The sequence below is a fragment of the Ligilactobacillus acidipiscis genome (assembly GCF_900116935.1).
GTDB classification, from domain to species: domain Bacteria; phylum Bacillota; class Bacilli; order Lactobacillales; family Lactobacillaceae; genus Ligilactobacillus; species Ligilactobacillus acidipiscis.
Genome location: NZ_LT630287.1, coordinates 1,143,476 through 1,159,748 on the forward strand (window position 1 = coordinate 1,143,476; position 16,273 = coordinate 1,159,748).

Annotated in this window: 14 protein-coding genes; 13 read left to right on the forward strand and 1 reads right to left on the reverse strand. The window is 39.6% G+C overall.

The window, feature by feature from the left end; genetic code table 11:
* Positions 1-6: 6 nt before the first annotated feature.
* The gene (rpmB, locus tag BQ5903_RS05225; protein ID WP_010496223.1) at positions 7-192 is read right to left on the reverse strand and encodes a 50S ribosomal protein L28; all 186 of its coding nucleotides are present in this window, start codon (positions 190-192) and stop codon (positions 7-9) included.
* A 358-nt stretch (positions 193-550) separates the two neighbouring features.
* On the opposite strand from rpmB, the gene BQ5903_RS05230 reads away from it, so the two are divergent.
* From BQ5903_RS05230 to BQ5903_RS05290, 13 genes are all read left to right on the forward strand, one after another.
* Positions 551-913, forward strand: a complete 363-nt coding sequence (locus BQ5903_RS05230; protein WP_010496221.1) for an Asp23/Gls24 family envelope stress response protein — start codon at positions 551-553, stop codon at positions 911-913.
* Between the two features lie 24 nt (positions 914-937).
* Positions 938-2,632: a DAK2 domain-containing protein gene (locus BQ5903_RS05235; RefSeq protein WP_010496219.1), complete on the forward strand. Its 1,695-nt coding sequence runs from the start codon at positions 938-940 to the stop codon at positions 2,630-2,632.
* A 147-nt stretch (positions 2,633-2,779) separates the two neighbouring features.
* Entirely contained in the window at positions 2,780-4,825 is a 2,046-nt protein-coding gene (gene recG, locus BQ5903_RS05240) for an ATP-dependent DNA helicase RecG (protein WP_056971050.1), read from the forward strand.
* Positions 4,826-4,918: 93 nt separating this feature from the next.
* Positions 4,919-5,956: a phosphate acyltransferase PlsX gene (plsX, locus tag BQ5903_RS05245; RefSeq protein ID WP_010496213.1), complete on the forward strand. Its 1,038-nt coding sequence runs from the start codon at positions 4,919-4,921 to the stop codon at positions 5,954-5,956.
* Positions 5,957-6,124: 168 nt separating this feature from the next.
* On the forward strand, positions 6,125-7,510 hold the full coding sequence (locus BQ5903_RS05250) for an ISLre2 family transposase (RefSeq protein ID WP_079578614.1): 1,386 nt from the start codon (positions 6,125-6,127) through the stop codon (positions 7,508-7,510).
* A gap of 188 nt (positions 7,511-7,698) precedes the next feature.
* Positions 7,699-7,944 (forward strand): acyl carrier protein, encoded by a 246-nt coding sequence (gene acpP, locus BQ5903_RS05255; protein WP_010496212.1) that lies wholly within the window; start codon positions 7,699-7,701, stop codon positions 7,942-7,944.
* Positions 7,945-8,148: 204 nt separating this feature from the next.
* Positions 8,149-8,853, forward strand: coding sequence for a ribonuclease III (gene rnc / locus BQ5903_RS05260; RefSeq protein WP_010496210.1), 705 nt, complete (start codon positions 8,149-8,151; stop codon positions 8,851-8,853).
* Between the two features lie 18 nt (positions 8,854-8,871).
* Positions 8,872-12,417 carry a chromosome segregation protein SMC gene (smc, locus tag BQ5903_RS05265; RefSeq protein ID WP_056988148.1) on the forward strand — a complete coding sequence of 1,182 codons (3,546 nt, stop codon included), beginning with the start codon at positions 8,872-8,874 and terminating at the stop codon, positions 12,415-12,417.
* Positions 12,418-12,467: 50 nt separating this feature from the next.
* Positions 12,468-13,754 carry a signal recognition particle-docking protein FtsY gene (gene ftsY, locus BQ5903_RS05270; protein WP_010496207.1) on the forward strand — a complete coding sequence of 429 codons (1,287 nt, stop codon included), beginning with the start codon at positions 12,468-12,470 and terminating at the stop codon, positions 13,752-13,754.
* A gap of 10 nt (positions 13,755-13,764) precedes the next feature.
* Positions 13,765-14,109 carry a putative DNA-binding protein gene (locus tag BQ5903_RS05275; protein WP_010496206.1) on the forward strand — a complete coding sequence of 115 codons (345 nt, stop codon included), beginning with the start codon at positions 13,765-13,767 and terminating at the stop codon, positions 14,107-14,109.
* Between the two features lie 15 nt (positions 14,110-14,124).
* Complete coding sequence (ffh, locus tag BQ5903_RS05280) at positions 14,125-15,558, forward strand: signal recognition particle protein (RefSeq protein ID WP_010496205.1); 1,434 nt, start codon at positions 14,125-14,127, stop codon at positions 15,556-15,558.
* A 132-nt stretch (positions 15,559-15,690) separates the two neighbouring features.
* The gene (gene rpsP, locus BQ5903_RS05285) at positions 15,691-15,966 is read left to right on the forward strand and encodes a 30S ribosomal protein S16 (RefSeq protein ID WP_010496203.1); all 276 of its coding nucleotides are present in this window, start codon (positions 15,691-15,693) and stop codon (positions 15,964-15,966) included.
* Between the two features lie 10 nt (positions 15,967-15,976).
* A complete protein-coding gene (locus tag BQ5903_RS05290) occupies positions 15,977-16,225 on the forward strand; it encodes a KH domain-containing protein (RefSeq protein ID WP_010496201.1) in 249 nt (82 codons plus the stop codon).
* Positions 16,226-16,273: the final 48 nt, after the last annotated feature.

Here is a 16,273-nt window from a genome sequence, read left to right on the forward strand (position 1 = left end):
TAAGAGTTAAACACGTTTAACTTTACCGGATTTTAGGGCACGAGCAGAAACCCAAACTCTCTTAGGCTTGCCGTCAACCATGATACGAACTTTTTGCAAGTTTGGCTTCCAGCTACGATTTGTTTGGTTTAAAGCATGTGAACGCTTTTTGCCAAAAGTAGTTTTACGGCCAGTAATATAATCTTTTGCCATTATCAATGTTCCTCCTTAATCTCTTTACAGCGAACTAAGTTGCTTTACTCACTAAACTAAATTATCATAATAAGAGGGCAATTGCAAGATTTTTCTGTAAAGTAAAATCACTTGGCAGTCAATTAATTTGCAAGATAGACTTTGTCTCGCTAAAATTAAGTAGTTTGACTTCTGTGATATTTAGTGTAAGCGACTGATCAAGCAGATGTTCAAAGTAAAGTTATTTACTACACAGGGAGCTTGCCTTATTATAAAGCCTGTTTTGTCGAGCAAGTAAATCCGAGCTTAGTTTGGATTTGACAAATTCGTATGATAAAATAATAAGTGATTGTCTATCAATAGCAAGGAGGCTGTTTTTATGGCTGTAAAAATTCAGAACCAATTAGGCAATATTGACATTAGTAATGATGTGATCGCAACTGTTGTTGGTGGAGCGGCGACGGAAATTTTTGGAATTGTCGGAATGGCAAGTAAAAACCAGATCCGTGACAATTTAAACGAGATATTAAAGCGTGATAATTATTCAAAAGGTGTAGTAGTCCGCCAAGAAGATGACGGTATTGCGATCGATGTCTATATTATTGCGGGGTATGGGACAAAAATCTCAGAAGTTTGTCGCAATGTCCAAGATAAAGTTAAATATAATTTACAATCAATGCTTGGATTGAAGGCTAGATCCGTTAATGTTTTCGTTCAAGGCGTTAAAGTCATTGAAGACTAAACGCGGCCAAGGAGGAAGTAAGATTTGAAAGTTGTAACGATTACTGATAAAGAATTTCGGAAAATGATAATGGCTGCTTCTAACCGTTTAAATAATAATGCCGAATTTATAAATTCTTTAAATGTTTTTCCTGTTCCGGATGGAGATACCGGGACAAATATGAGTTTGTCATTTGCAAGTGGAGCTCAGTATGTCAAAGAATCCACTTCAACAAAAATCGGTGAATTGTCATCGGCTTTAGCAAAAGGGCTATTGATGGGAGCTCGAGGAAACTCGGGTGTGATACTTTCTCAAGTTTTCCGGGGTTTTTCAAAAAGCACTGCTAAAAAACAGACTTTGTCAGCCCAAGACTTAGCTGATGCGATCTCTAGTGGTGTTGAAACGGCCTATAAGGCAGTGATGAAACCTACTGAAGGAACGATTTTAACTGTTGCACGTAAAGCCGCTGAAGCTGCACGTGCACGCGTTAAAAATTCTGATGATTGCATTCAAGTGCTTTCTGATACGTATGAAGCTGCAAAGAAAGCCTTAGCTCAAACACCTGAACAGTTGCCGGTTTTAAAAGAAGTTGGGGTAGTGGATTCAGGCGGACAGGGCTTAACTTTCGTTTATGAAGCATTTTTTGATGCTTTGAGCGGTAATGAAAGTGTAGAAGCAGATAAATATCAACCTTCAGTTCAAGAAATGGATGAAATGGTCAATGCCGAACATCACAAGAGTGTTCAAAGTAAGCTGAATACTGCAGATATCAAATATGGATACTGTACAGAAATTATGGTGCGTTTAGGTGATGGACGCTTGGTTGACTCTAAATTTGATTATGACAAGTTTCGTGAACATTTAGCAGAAATTGGCGATTCACTACTGGTCATTGCCGATGACGAAGTAGTAAAAGTTCACGTGCATACTGAACATCCAGGAGATGTCTTGTCTTTTGGTCAAAAGTTTGGTTCACTTGTCAAAGTTAAATTAGATAATATGCGTCTTCAACACGAAACTATTTTGGAAAAAGATGATCAACAACAGGAACAAGCAGAAGAGGAAATTCCTGAAGTCGATACCGGTGATTATGGGATAATTTCGATCAGCTCTGGAGCTGGTTTAGCTAAAATGTTTAAGAGCTTGGGTGTTACTGAGATCCTCGATGGTGGTCAGACAATGAATCCTAGTACAGAAGACATTGTTGCGGCAATCAAAAAGACTCACAAAGAAAAAGTTCTTGTTTTACCTAATAACAAGAATATCTTTATGGCAGCCCAGCAAGCTGCTGAAGTCAGTGATGCTTCTGTTGGTGTTGTGAAGACTAGGTCGATCTCTCAAGGATTGACAGCAATGTTATCATTTGATGCAAGTTCAGATCTTACTGATAATGTTGAGATGATGACTGAAGATCTTGACACGGTCATTTCTGGTGAAGTGACCCAAGCAATCAGGGATACGACGCTTGATGGTCAACAAATCAATAAAGATGATTATATGGGAATAGTTGATGGAGATATCAGCGTTACTGGTAAAGATCTTTATCAAACAACTCTGTCAATGGTCAAAACCATGCTTGAAGATGATAGTGAGATAATCACAATTATTATTGGTGAGGATGGTGACCAAGCAGAAGCTCAAAAGGTCAAAGAGGCTGTTTTAGCTGATAATGATGAACTTGAAATTGAAATTCATGAAGGCGATCAACCACTATATCCATATTTGATGTCTGTTGAATAGTATTTAGCTGATTGATTCAAAACGAGTCGATCAGCTTTTAGTGATTAATAAAGAGGACGTTTACTTTTGTAGAATATAACAGTGACCGGTCATACTGTTCGCTGTTTTAAAAACGATAATTTTTGCATAACGGAAAGGGTGAGTAATGTGGATGAGCGTAGTCTTTTGATTCCTGTTTCAGTGTTGAATGGTGCAGGGCCTAAAAGGATCACTGCTCTAAACAAATTGGGGATCAGCACGATCGAAGACCTATTAACCTTTTACCCTTTTCGCTACGATGACCTAAGTACTAAGGAATTAGATGAGATCGCAGATCAGGAAAAAGCTACGATCAAAGGAACGGTAGCTTCTCAACCGGTCTTGGCTAGATTCGGCAGAAAAAAGAGTCGGTTGAATTTCCGTTTTCTTGTCGGACAAGATGTGCTAATGGTCACTTTTTTTAACCAGCCATATCTTGTTTCACGTCTTGAAACTGGGCAAGAGGTCGGTGTTTATGGCAAGTATGATGTCAAAAGACAAAGAGTGACGGGCATGAAACTTTTTACAGCTGACGCTAATGATGACTTTACTGGAGTTTATCGGTCGTCTAAAGAAATAAGACCTAATACGATCAAAAACCTAGTCAAATTAGCTTACGAGCAATATGGCGAATTAATAGCTGATATTGTTCCAGACTCATTACGTAAAAAGTATCGTTTGGAGTCTCGGCAACAAATGATCCATGATATGCACTTTCCTGCCAGCAAACACGCCGCTGATCTCGCACGAAGATCCGCGATCTTTGAAGAATTTTTCCGTTATCAAGCTGGACTGCAATTTATGAAAAGTAAAAATAAACACGCTAATGGGGAAGTTATTGCTTACGATAATGATTTATTAAAAGAGTTCATCGCTAAATTACCGTTTGAATTAACTAAGGCTCAAAAGAAAGTGGTCAATGAAATATGCAGTGATATGCATCACTCTTTGCATATGAATCGATTGTTACAAGGCGATGTTGGTTCAGGGAAGACTGTAGTTGCTGCAATTGCCATGTACGCAGCAGTAACGGCAGGTTTTCAATGTGCTTTGATGGCTCCAACTGAGATCTTAGCCGAGCAGCATGCTGAGAAATTAGCAGAATTATTTGCACCGTTACGGGTAAACGTTGCTTTATTGACCAGTTCTTCTACTAGCAGAACCGCACAAAAAAAAGAACTATTGAGTCATTTAGCAGACGGAGAGATTCAAATTGTGGTCGGGACGCAGGCCTTGATTCAAAAGGATGTTATTTTTCATAACTTAGGTTTTGTGGTGATCGATGAACAACATCGTTTTGGAGTGGAACAACGTAAAATTTTGCGATTAAAGGGAAATGATCCTGATGTACTTGCGATGACAGCGACTCCGATCCCGCGGACCTTGGCTATTACGAGTTATGGCGAAATGGATGTTTCTATTATTGATGAGCTGCCCAAAAATCGTAAACCAATCAAAACTGATTGGTTCTCTAAAAAGCAAGTTAATGAGGCTATCAATTTTTTAGCTCAACAAGTCGCGGTTGGAGCTCAAGCATTTGTGGTCTCTCCATTAATTGGGGAGTCCGAAATGGTCGAATTGCAAAATGCTCAAGAAGTTTATCAAAAAATGAGTTCATTGTTTGAGCCTAAATTTAAAGTAGGGTTACTTCATGGTCAATTAAAGAGTCAAGAAAAAGATCAGGTCATGCAAGATTTCAAAGATAAGAAGTATTCTATTTTAGTATCTACGACAGTAGTTGAAGTTGGGATCGATATTCCTAATGCGACTGTAATGTTAATTTTAGATGCTGATCGTTTTGGTTTGGCACAGCTTCATCAATTGCGCGGCAGGGTCGGGCGCGGTAGTTCTCAGTCATATTGTATATTGATTGCAGATCCAAAAAATGATTATGGCAAAGCGCGGATGGAAACGATGGTGCAAACTAATGACGGTTTTTTGATCGCACAAAAAGATTTAGAATTGCGAGGGCCGGGTGAAGTCTTAGGATCGAAACAAGCGGGTCTACCTGAGTTTAAAGTTGGCGATCCAGTTGAAAATCTTAATATTTTACAAATCGCGCAGCAAGAAGCGCATGCAATCATCAATGCTCCGGATTTTGAGAGAAAGACGGAAAATGCTGAATTGATCAATTATTTGCGCAGAAGAATAGTCCAGCCAGCGGGATTCGATTGAATTTTTAGATGTAAAATGAGCACAAGCATAAAAAATTTGCTATGATTAACTGATCAGCAATCTTATGCATAATTCCTGAAAGGATGATAAATATTGAAAATAGCTGTAGATGCAATGGGCGGAGATAATGCGCCACAAACCATCGTTGAAGGTGTTGAAACAGCACGAGATGAGTTTTTAGATGTCGAATTCGTGTTATATGGTGATCGGGCTCAGATCGATCCTTTGATCCATAATACTGAAAGGATCACGCTTGTACAGGCGGATGAACAAATAGATATGAATGATGAACCTGTTCGTGCTATTCGACGGAAAAAGAATTCATCAATGGTCATGGCTGCCACTGCAGTTAAAAATGGTGAGGCAGACGCGTTGTTTTCATGTGGGAACACCGGTGCTTTATTGGCAGCAGGTTTATTATTGGTCGGTCGTATCAAGGGGATAAGTCGTCCTGGCTTGGTTTCAACTTTACCTGTGGTCAGTTCTGATAACGAATCATTCAATTTATTAGACAGTGGGGCTAATGCTGATAGTAAGGCAGAACAGCTGTATCAATATGCTCTTTTGGGCAAATATTATGCTACCAGTGTTCGTGGGATCAAGGAGCCGCGGATCGGTTTGTTAAATAATGGTACCGAACCACATAAGGGCAGCAAGTTGACCTTGGAAGCCCATAAATTGATAGCAGCTGACAAGTCGATCAATTTTGTTGGGAATGTTGAGTCACGGGATCTTTTAGACGGTGTTTGTGATGTTGTTGTCGCAGATGGTTTTACGGGCAATGCCGTTTTAAAAGCAATTGAAGGCACGGCATCTTCTGTGATGCACTTGTTAAAAAATACGATCATGAATGCAGGAGTTTCAGGTAAACTAGGTGCTTTGTTATTGAAGTCCAGCTTGGGACAAATCAAGAGTAAAATGGATCAATCTCAATATGGTGGAGCAGTTTTGCTAGGAGTTAAGGCGCCAGTTGTTAAAGCGCATGGCGCAAGTGATGGTAAAACTGTCTATTATACCATCAAGCAGATCAAAAGCATGATCGATGGGCAAATGCTGCCAAACTTTACGGAGTATTTCTCAGCCCAACAAAAACAAGCACAGGCAAGCGACTCGGAAAATGCTGAAAAATAGCATCAGATGAGATGCAAGAAAAATATTAGACTTATCTTTTCTGAAGTTTGATATTTCTGTTAGCGTAAAGTATTTGTGGGTGGAAGTCTAAAAAGACAAAAAAAGAGAAATAACTCTCTGTTACAATTGTAATTACGACAAAACAATGAAAGAGAGAGTTATTTCCCAATGAATATTTTACAACAGATGAGCGAACAAATGTGGGCGAATTTTACAAAAAATGGTGAAAAAGTTCTGTACCAAGATCTTGCCTTTGATGACTGGATCGAAAATACAATGGCCGCAGGGAGAAAACTATGCCTAAACTTGATCAGGGTCTTTTTAGAAGAAGCCGACCGGCAGTTTAAGGAGTCTGAGATCCGCAAGGATAAATTTGCGATCAAAGCGATCCGTGAAACGACTAAGTCGACTTTGTACGGTGATCTCACAGTGAAGCGGACATATTATCAAAATAAAGAAACCCGGGCGTATTTCTTTTTGTTGGATAAAGTCTTAGGCTGGCAAAAATATAGCCGGATGACGCTGGGAGTCAAAGCGCAGATCTTAGAAAATGTTGCTGGACATACTTACCAAGAAGCGCTCACGATGATCCCCCATTTGGGGATCCACTCTAAAACAGCAGTCATGAACATTGTTCACCGTGAAGGTCAACAACTGCCCAATGAGCCTTCTGTGACTGAGAAGCCCGCCCCCAAACCGATCCAAACGCTATTTATTGAAGCTGACGAAGATCATGTTGCTTATCAGGACAGTACTAATCGTTTCATGAAACTAGTTTATGTTCATGAAGGTTATGACGTAACTGATCCGCGCCATCCACTGATCAAAGCGCATTACTTTACGGGTAACTATCCGGGCAAAGACAACGAAGAATTATGGACAGAAGTTCTAGATTATATAGAGACCAACTATCGGCCAGAAAAAGTTTATTTAAGCGGTGACGGTGCTCAATGGATCAAGCACGGAGCCGACTTTATTCCGCACTGCACGTTCATTTTGGATCGGTTTCACTTACGTAAATATTGTAAAAAAGCTTCCGTAGGGATCGCTGGTCTGGACCGGACTTTATACCATTGGGCTTTAGCTGGACAAACTAATTTTATCCAGGATTACTTTAGGGTCCGTTTTAGTGACCCAACGGTAACTGTCAGCCAATGTCACAGCTTGAAACAAGCCGCTAAATATCTGACCAACAATGCCGCAGCGATTTGCGATAACCGCTTAGAGGATTATCATGGCTGTTCGGCTGAGGGCCATATCAGTCATTATCTGTCCCGGCGCTTAAGCTCACGTCCGCAAGGTTGGAGTTTAGTGGGTGCGCAAAGTGTCGCCCGAACACGGATCTTTCAGCTGAATGGCGGCAATATCACCAATTTCTTACAAGCAGAACAGCTAAAAGCGCTCAAGCAAGAAAAAATCAGCCAGTTCGACCGGCGTTTGAATGTCAGAAAAAACATTAAAAATAAGTATTATGAACAAGCACAAGCTGCGTTCAGTGGGCATTTGCGAGGACATCGGAGTTTGTGGCAACATGGTCTGCAAGTTGGCTGGTAGTTCAAAGACGCTCAATTCAAGCACAGCATTGGACTAAAAATAAATAGAGCAATTACAAAAAGCAGAGGAACAAGCCCTTTAAAAATTTACCCACACAAAGTTGACACTATCGATATTTCTGATGTACTGGACAATTTATCTAGAAAAAGATAAAATTATAATACTGACATATGAGTGAGGTAAATAGTATGACGGAAAAAGAAGTTTTTGCTAAGATTGCAAATATTATTGAAGATCGTTTTAATTATCCTGCAGAGAAAGTTACCAACGAGTTAAGTTTTCAAGACGACTTGGATGCAGATTCAATCGATATTGTTGAATTTGTTTTAGAGTTAGAAGACACATTTGGTGCCGAGATCTCAGATGATGATGCTGAGAAATTGGCTACGGTCGGTCAAGCAGTTTCGTATATCTCTGCTCACCAAAAAGACTAAGCTTGATAATTATTTTGATGAACTGGCCGGATGTGCCAGTTTTTTTTATAGAAAAGCGTTTGAAATTGGCCCGGGTCCATATTGGACTTAGGAGAAATATTACTAGGTAACATGGTGGATGTTTCTCCTAAATCAGATAAAGCCAGGCTTAGTTCATTATTTGCACTGTTGTTCGGACAAAAATTTAAAAAAGGGGTAATCGTATTGATAATTGGTTTAACAAAGCATTTAAAAGATGATTTCGGAATTGATTTTAAAAATCAAAATTTATTAGATGAGGCATTTACACACGCCTCGTATGTCAATGAACATCCAAAAGAAAATTTGAAATTTTATGAACGCATTGAGTTTTTAGGAGATGCAGTAATGCAGCTTTGTGTTTCAGAATATTTATTCAAACGTTATGATACTATGCCGGAAGGAAAACTTTCTCGACTCCGTGCGGCAATGGTCTGCGAGGATAGCTTTAGTAAGTTTGCTAAGGAATGTCACTTTGATGAATACATTCGTTTAGGAAAAGGTGAGGAAAAAGCAGATGCCAGAAAGCGTCCGTCACTGTTATGTGATATCTTTGAAGCTTTTATTGGTGCGTTGTATTTGGATCAAGGAAAGTCGGTCGTAGTAGATTTTATTTCACAAGTCGTCTTTCCTAAACTTGATATGGGCTGGTTCGACCATTTCTTTGACCATAAAACAGAATTACAAGAATATTTGCAAAAAGATGGTGAATGTTCGATAGAATATAAATTAGTCAATCAAGAAGGCCCTGATAATGAGCGGCTATACCGAATGGCTGTTTATGCAAATGGCGAACAATTAGGCGAAGGCACTGGTTATTCCAAAAAAGCTGGTGAACAAGCTGCGGCCGCTCAGGCATTGAAAAAATTTGGCAAAACAGCCACGAAGTAATGTAAGGAGGAGTGTTCATTGAAACTAAAGGCGTTAACGCTGAATGGCTTCAAATCCTTCGCAGATAAGACCAAGATCGAGTTCACCGACGGTTTGACAGGTATTGTTGGTCCGAATGGCAGCGGTAAAAGTAACATTATTGACGCTTTACGGTGGGTATTAGGTGAGCAGTCAGCTAAGAGTTTGCGTGGAGATAAAATGGCCGATATTATTTTTGGCGGCTCAGAATCAAGGGCATCGTTAAACCGCGCAGAAGTGAGCATTGAATTTGATAATACAGATCAAACTTTGAAGAGGTTACCAGAATCGGTTGTAATTTGCCGGCGCTTATATCGCAGCGGTGAAAGTGAATTTTTGATCAATAATAAAAATGTCAGACTGCGTGATATTAGCGAACTGTTTATGGACACAGGTGTTTCGCGTAATTCTTTTTCCATAATTTCTCAGGGAAAAGTCGAATCAGTCTTTAACAGTAAGCCGGAGGATCGCAGATATTTGATCGAGGAAGCTGCAGGGATCTCTAAGTATAAAAAAGAGAAGCTAAAAGCCCGCTCCGAACTGATGGAAACAACAGACCATTTGGGTCGTGTTGCCGATGTGATCATTGAATTGGACAAACAAAGAGAACCCCTTGAAAAGCAAGCTAGTGCTGCCAAGGATTATCTGAAACAAAAAAAGCAGTATGACCATTTTAAATTGAGCGATCTTGTTTTAGAAATTGAAGAGCTTAAAGAGCAGGTCGATACTGCTAATGGTGAGTTGAGAAAAACAAATCATTTGTTTGCAAAATATGATCTCCAAAATAAGCAGCAAAAAGAAACTACTAATAGATTAACAAAAGAAAATGAAGAGTTGGAACAAAAAGCAACTCTGACTTCCAAGCAGCTTTTGGAATTGGCCAGGCAAAAAGAGCGAATGTCTGGTAAGCAAGAGATGTCACAGCAAGAACGTACTTTTCAAAAAGAGAGGTTAGCAGAACTTAAAGAACAGCTGGCAGACAATAAAAGCGACCTGCAAGAAAGTGAACTGCGCTTTAATGACTTGAAAAATCAAGTTAATGATAAGGAAAATAGCTTATCTCAATTGCAACGGCAGTTAAGGGATCTAAGAAATAGACAAAATACTGATCCGGCACAATTAGCTAGTGAAATTGACGATATTAGGCAACAAATTTTAAAGTTAGTGCAAAATCGTTCCTCTTTGACTAGTAAGTTAGAGTATTTACAGCAAGAACAAGAGGAAAATTTAAAAGTCAGCAAAGTACAAGATGATCAGCTGCGTTCACAAAAAGCGGAACTTGAGCAGTTGATCGGCCAACAAGATTCACTGGCCATTGAGATGGAACAAAGTAAGCGTAAGTATACTCAAATAGAAGATCAAGCAACAAGTGTCCAAAATGAGTTGTCTGACAGTGAAAAAGTGTATCAACAAAAAAAAGAGCAGTGGTATTCTGCTAGTGATATCATGCATAAGGCACAAATACAGTTAGAAACTTTGGACAGAGTCTCAGCCAACTATAGCGGCTATTATCAAGGCGCTAAGAATGTTTTACAAGCTAAAAAGCAATTGTCTGGTGTGATCGGTTCAGTTGCGGAACTTTTAGAATTATCTCCCAAATTCAGTACTGCGATCGAAACAGCTCTGGGTGGTCAGCTGCAAAATATTGTGACAGTTGATGAAAATGCTGCTAAACGAGGCATTGAATATTTAAATAAAAAACGTCTGGGGCGTGCTACTTTTCTACCGCGTAATACAGTTAAGCCGCGCCATATAGCAACTAGTGCAGCTGATAAACTTGCTAACATCGTGGGAGTCTTCGGTGTCGCTAGTCAGTTGGTCAAAATGGGTCCAGATGACCAGAACGTATTAAATTATCTTTTAGGGACAACTGTGATCGTCTCTAACCTTGAGGTAGCATTACAGGCAGTAAAAGTTAGTAATCATGCTGCGCGTATAGTTACATTAAAGGGTGAAGTCATCAATGCTGGGGGTTCGATGTCCGGTGGTACTGGCAGACAAAAACACCTTGGACTTTTGGAGCAAAAACAGCAGTATAGCCATTTACGTTCCGACGTACAAATAATGCAGCAAAAATTGGCAGAGCTCGAAGTTGCTGGAAAAAAGGCTGCGGATCAACGAAGACAACTGCGTGACAAAGTTGACCAGTTAGAAAGTCAGACGGTCAAAGCCAAGGATGAATATGAAGCTTTCGCAAAAAAGTATGCGGAATTATCTTATATCGTCAAGCATAAGCAAACAGACTATGACAATTTGCGACAAGCTCTTGCAAAAAGAGACGAGCAAGAGAATAAAATTGCGCAACAAGTCAGTGAAACAAAAGAGCAACAGGCTCAAACAGGATCAAAAATCAACCAATTGCAATCATTGCTACAAGAAAAGCAAACGGCAACTACAGCTGCTTCTGATTTTCAAAAAAAATATGAAGCACAAATCGTTGAGATCAAACAAAAAGTCGCTGTCGAAAATGAACGTTTAGATACGCTCAAGATCCAGTTAAAAGAAGTTGAGAATCAAAAAGAACGTCTAAAAGAACTCATCGAAAAGCAAACGACTATCAGTCATGATTTAGTTGAGAAAAACCGGTTAAATGATACAAGTGAGCAAGATTTAAAGACTAAGCTGACCGAGATTTCCAAGAGGATCGAGGAGACTAGTTCTTTACAAAAAGAACTGGCTGCTAATAAAGCAGAGCTAAAAGAAAAACTAAGTCGAGAAAGTGCGAAATTACAAAGGGTCAGTCAATTACAGGAAGCAACTAGAGATGAACAACAACAAAAGCAGATCCTTTTAAGTCGAGTTAACACCTTACTTGACCGTAATTTAAGTGATTTGTCAGAGCAGTATGGAATGAGTTACGAGTACGCTTCTCAACAAGAGATAGAGCGAGACGCTAAGCAAGTTAAACATCAATTAAAACTTTTGAAATTGGGCTTGGATGATTTGGGTGATGTTAACTTGGGCTCGATCAAGGAATTTGAAAGGATCAGTGAACGGTATGAATTTTTGCAACAGCAACAAACTGATCTATTGACTGCTAAAGCACAGTTGGAAAGCAGTATGGCAGAGATGGATAATGAGGTCAAGACACGTTTTAAGGAAACTTTTGAAAAGGTTGCTGCTGCTTTTGCCCAGGTTTTTCCGCAAATATTCGAGGGCGGAAATGCTTATTTAACTTTAACTGATCCCAGCGACTTATTACAAACCGGCATAGAGATCACGGCTCAGCCGCCAGGCAAGAAGTCGCAACAGTTAAGTCTGTTATCCGGTGGAGAAAGAACTTTGACAGCTATTGCCTTGCTGTTTGCGATTTTGCAAGTTAGTCCGGTACCCTTTGCAGTTTTGGATGAAGCAGAGGCTGCTCTTGATGATGCCAATGTTGCTCGTTATTCGCAATATTTACGGCGCCTTGATCACGAGACACAATTTATTATTATTACACATCGTAAAGGGACTATGGTCCAAGCCGATGTTTTATATGGGGTCACTATGCAGGATTCCGGTGTTTCTCGCATGGTATCTGTTTCATTAGAAGATGTAATTTAATGGTCACTTTGTTAAAATAGACACTGTACCAACACGGGAGGAGAATAAACATGGGACTTTTTGATAAACTAAAACGTGCTTTTTCTGGCCCTGAACAGTCTGAGGACGAGGAACAAAAGCAACAAGAAGAAAAAAAGGAAAAACAAGACCAGCAAGAGACAAGCGACAGTGAGACAAAAAATGCCGTTGCTGATGAAAAAAAAGCTGAAGATCCTACGTCCTCAGAAAATGACACTCAGAAAATTCAGGATGAAACTAAAAGTGAAAATGAGCCTTCAAATGAGCCTTCAGACATAGAAAGTAAACAAGTAGACGTAAAAGCTAGTTTAGAAAGTGAAACAAAGGACCAAAAAGCCGCTTCTGATCACAAAGATGAAAGCGAAACAGACGAAAATGAAGAGAAGCGTTACGATGAAGGTTTGAAAAAGTCACGTCAGGGATTCGGCGCAAAAATCAACGCATTATTGGCTAATTTTCGTCATGTTGATGAAGATTTCTTTGATGATTTGGAGGAAACTTTAATAGAATCTGATGTTGGCTTTGAAACCGCCGTTAAGATCAGCGATGAGCTGCAAGATGAGGTTAAGTTACGTAATGCTAAGTCTAAAGCTGATGTGTCGGATGCTATCGTGGAGAAGTTAGTTGACCTATACGAAAAAGAAGGCCAAGAAGAAGACAATTCCTTGCATTTTGCTAAGAGCGGTCCGACAGTCTTTTTATTTGTCGGCGTCAATGGTGTTGGTAAGACCACTACGATCGGTAAATTAGCTCATAAGTATCAAAAAGAAGGCAAGAAAGTTCTATTAGCGGCCTGTGATACATTTAGAGCGGGTGCGATCGAACAGTTAGACGAATGGGCGCAAAGGGTCAATGTTGATATTGTTAAAAAGCAAGCACAAAGTGATCCGGCAGCTGTGGTTTTTGATGCGGTCAAAAAAGCACAAAATGATGATTATGATGTTTTATTGGTCGATACTGCTGGTCGGTTGCAGAATAAAGTAAACTTGATGAATGAGTTGGCTAAAATCAAACGTGTGATCCAAAGAGAATTACCAGAAAGTCCACAGGAAGTTTTACTTGCTTTGGACGCTACGACTGGACAAAATGCGTTGACACAGGCCAAGCAGTTTAAAGATGTGACTGAAGTTAGCGGGATCGTTTTAACCAAATTAGATGGTACTGCTAGAGGCGGGATCGTTTTGGCGATCAGAAACGAGCTCCATTTACCTGTTAAATTGGTCGGATTGGGTGAACAGATGGATGATTTGCGCGAATTTGACGCAGAAAAATTTGTTTACGGTTTGTTTAAAGATCTAGTTGCACAACCAGCAGAATAGGTGAAAAGTGATGGAATTAGAAAAAACTAATCGTATCAATGCATTGTTTGATTTTTACGAGGAACTTTTGACAAATAAACAGATGCAATACATTGGTTCATATTATCGTGAAGACTATTCATTAGGTGAAATTGCTGAAAATTTTGATGTTTCACGCCAAGCTGTTTATGATAATATAAAGAGGACCGAACAGACTTTAGAAAAATATGAAAATAAATTACATTTATACCGTGATTTTTTAGAACGAAATAAAAGAATAGATTCTCTGGTAGAATACGTTAATCAATACTATCAAAATGACCAACGTTTATTAAAGTTGATCTCGTTGATAGAAGATACAGAAGATCAGGGATGAAAGCGAGGATAAATAATGGCATTTGAAGGATTGACTGAAAGATTACAAAATGCGATCGGCAAGTTACGCCGCAAAGGTAAGATCAGTGAGTCAGATGTAAAAGAAGTAATGCGTGAGATACGTTTAGCTCTTTTAGAAGCCGATGTTAATTTTGGTGTGGTCAAGGATTTCGTTAAGACTGTGCGTGGTCGCGCTGTTGGGGCCGAGATCCTTGAAAGTTTAACTCCGGCACAACAGATAGTAAAAATCGTTAACGAAGAACTGGTCAAGGTGATGGGGGAGCAAGCAGTACCCTTAAATAAGTCGCCTAAGATCCCGACTGTTATTATGATGGTTGGTTTGCAAGGGGCTGGTAAAACTACTACGGCCAGCAAACTGGCATTGAAATTAAAAAATGAACAAAATGCTCGACCTCTGATGATCGCAGCCGATGTTTATCGTCCAGCTGCTATCGATCAGTTGAAAACTCTGGGCGCTGAAAATGATTTGCCTGTTTTTGATATGGGGACTGATGTTTCTCCTGTCAAGATCGTTGAAGAAGGCTTAAAAGTCGCCGAAGAAAATAAAAACGACTATGTGTTTATTGATACAGCCGGACGTTTGCAGATCGATGAAAAACTGATGCAAGAACTTGCCGACATTCAAAAACTCGCAAGTCCAGATGAAGTCTTATTGACGGTTGACTCGATGACAGGGCAGAATGCTACGGAAGTTGCCGAAGGTTTTAATGAGCAATTAAATATCACTGGTGTTATCTTGACTAAGCTTGATGGTGATACCAGGGGTGGTGCGGCCCTCTCGATCCGTGCTGTGACTGGCAAACCAATCAAATTTATCGGTCAGGGTGAAAAGATGGCTGATTTAGACGTCTTTTATCCAGATCGGATGGCTTCCAGAATTTTGGGTATGGGCGACATGATGACGCTGATCGAAAAAGCTCAAAGGGATTATGATGAAAAGAAAGCCCAAGATCTGCAAGAAAAGATGAGGGCCAATACTTTTGACTTTAATGACTTTCTTGAGCAATTAGATCAAGTACAAAATATGGGCTCTATGGAAGATATTATGAAAATGATCCCTGGTATGGCAAATAATTCTGCTTTAAAGAATGCTTCGATCGACCCCAAAGACATGGACCATACTAAAGCAATCGTTTATTCGATGACGCCGCAAGAACGTGAAGATCCTGATATTTTAAAGCCGAGTCGTAGAAGGAGGATTGCTGCTGGCTCTGGTCGTTCTGTCCAAGAAGTTAATCGGCTGATCAAACAGTTTAAACAGATGCGCGATATGATGGCCAAAGTTTCCAATGGAAATTTTTCAGGGATGGAAAACTTATTTGGTAGCGGCATGCAAGGAAAAATGGCTAAAATGACGATGAATAAAATGGCTCGTAAAAATAAAAAGAAAAAGTTGAAGAAGCTGAAAAAAGCGCGCAAACGCAGATAATTTTGCTTAAACCCATCATTTTTTAGTTGACAAGACAAAAATAATTCATGTGTCAAGAAATTTTCCTTTACAGGCAAGAGAATAACTGTTATATTTATAAACGTTGAGAAAATATGTAGGAGGTGTTAGAGTATGGCAGTTAAAATTCGTATGAAGCGGATGGGTTCCAAGAAGCGTCCATTTTACCGTATCGTCGTCGCTGATTCACGTGCACCACGTGATGGTCGCCAAATCGAAACGGTCGGCACATATAATCCTTTGACTAAACCAGAAGAAGTTGTTTTGAAAGAAGATCGTATTTTGGAATGGTTAGGTAATGGAGCACAACCTTCAGATACAGTACGTAATATCCTTTCTAAGGAAGGTATCATGAAGCAGTTCCACGAAAGTAAGTTAGCTAAGAAATAAGGTAAATTAAATGAATGAAGCAGATGTGAAGCAATTAATTATTTCGATTGTTAAACCTCTTGTTGCAGACCCAGACGCTGTTTCTATCGAAACACAACGGGATGCACACTTTTTAAATTTTAATTTATCCGTAGCACCGGCTGATGTTGGTCGTGTTATTGGCAAGCATGGTCGTGTTGCGCAAGCTATTCGAACGATCGTTTACAGTGTCCACTTAAATGGTTCTGCAAGAGTGCGGTTAAACATCGTGGACCAATAATAATCAAATAGTTTAGAGCCTCTTGTTCAGACACATAAGTTTTGGACA

What these genes read in the sequence shown, in the direction of transcription:
- BQ5903_RS05290 (WP_010496201.1), top strand. Translation starts at nt 15,977, where the DNA reads ATGAATGAAGCAGATGTGAAGCAATTAATTATTTCGATTGTTAAACCT.
- rpsP (WP_010496203.1), top strand. Translation starts at nt 15,691, where the DNA reads ATGGCAGTTAAAATTCGTATGAAGCGGATGGGTTCCAAGAAGCGTCCA.
- BQ5903_RS05250 (WP_079578614.1), top strand. Translation starts at nt 6,125, where the DNA reads ATGAATATTTTACAACAGATGAGCGAACAAATGTGGGCGAATTTTACA.
- BQ5903_RS05230 (WP_010496221.1), top strand. Translation starts at nt 551, where the DNA reads ATGGCTGTAAAAATTCAGAACCAATTAGGCAATATTGACATTAGTAAT.
- rpmB (WP_010496223.1), bottom strand. Translation starts at nt 192, where the DNA reads ATGGCAAAAGATTATATTACTGGCCGTAAAACTACTTTTGGCAAAAAG.
- ffh (WP_010496205.1), top strand. Translation starts at nt 14,125, where the DNA reads ATGGCATTTGAAGGATTGACTGAAAGATTACAAAATGCGATCGGCAAG.
- ftsY (WP_010496207.1), top strand. Translation starts at nt 12,468, where the DNA reads ATGGGACTTTTTGATAAACTAAAACGTGCTTTTTCTGGCCCTGAACAG.
- acpP (WP_010496212.1), top strand. Translation starts at nt 7,699, where the DNA reads ATGACGGAAAAAGAAGTTTTTGCTAAGATTGCAAATATTATTGAAGAT.
- BQ5903_RS05275 (WP_010496206.1), top strand. Translation starts at nt 13,765, where the DNA reads ATGGAATTAGAAAAAACTAATCGTATCAATGCATTGTTTGATTTTTAC.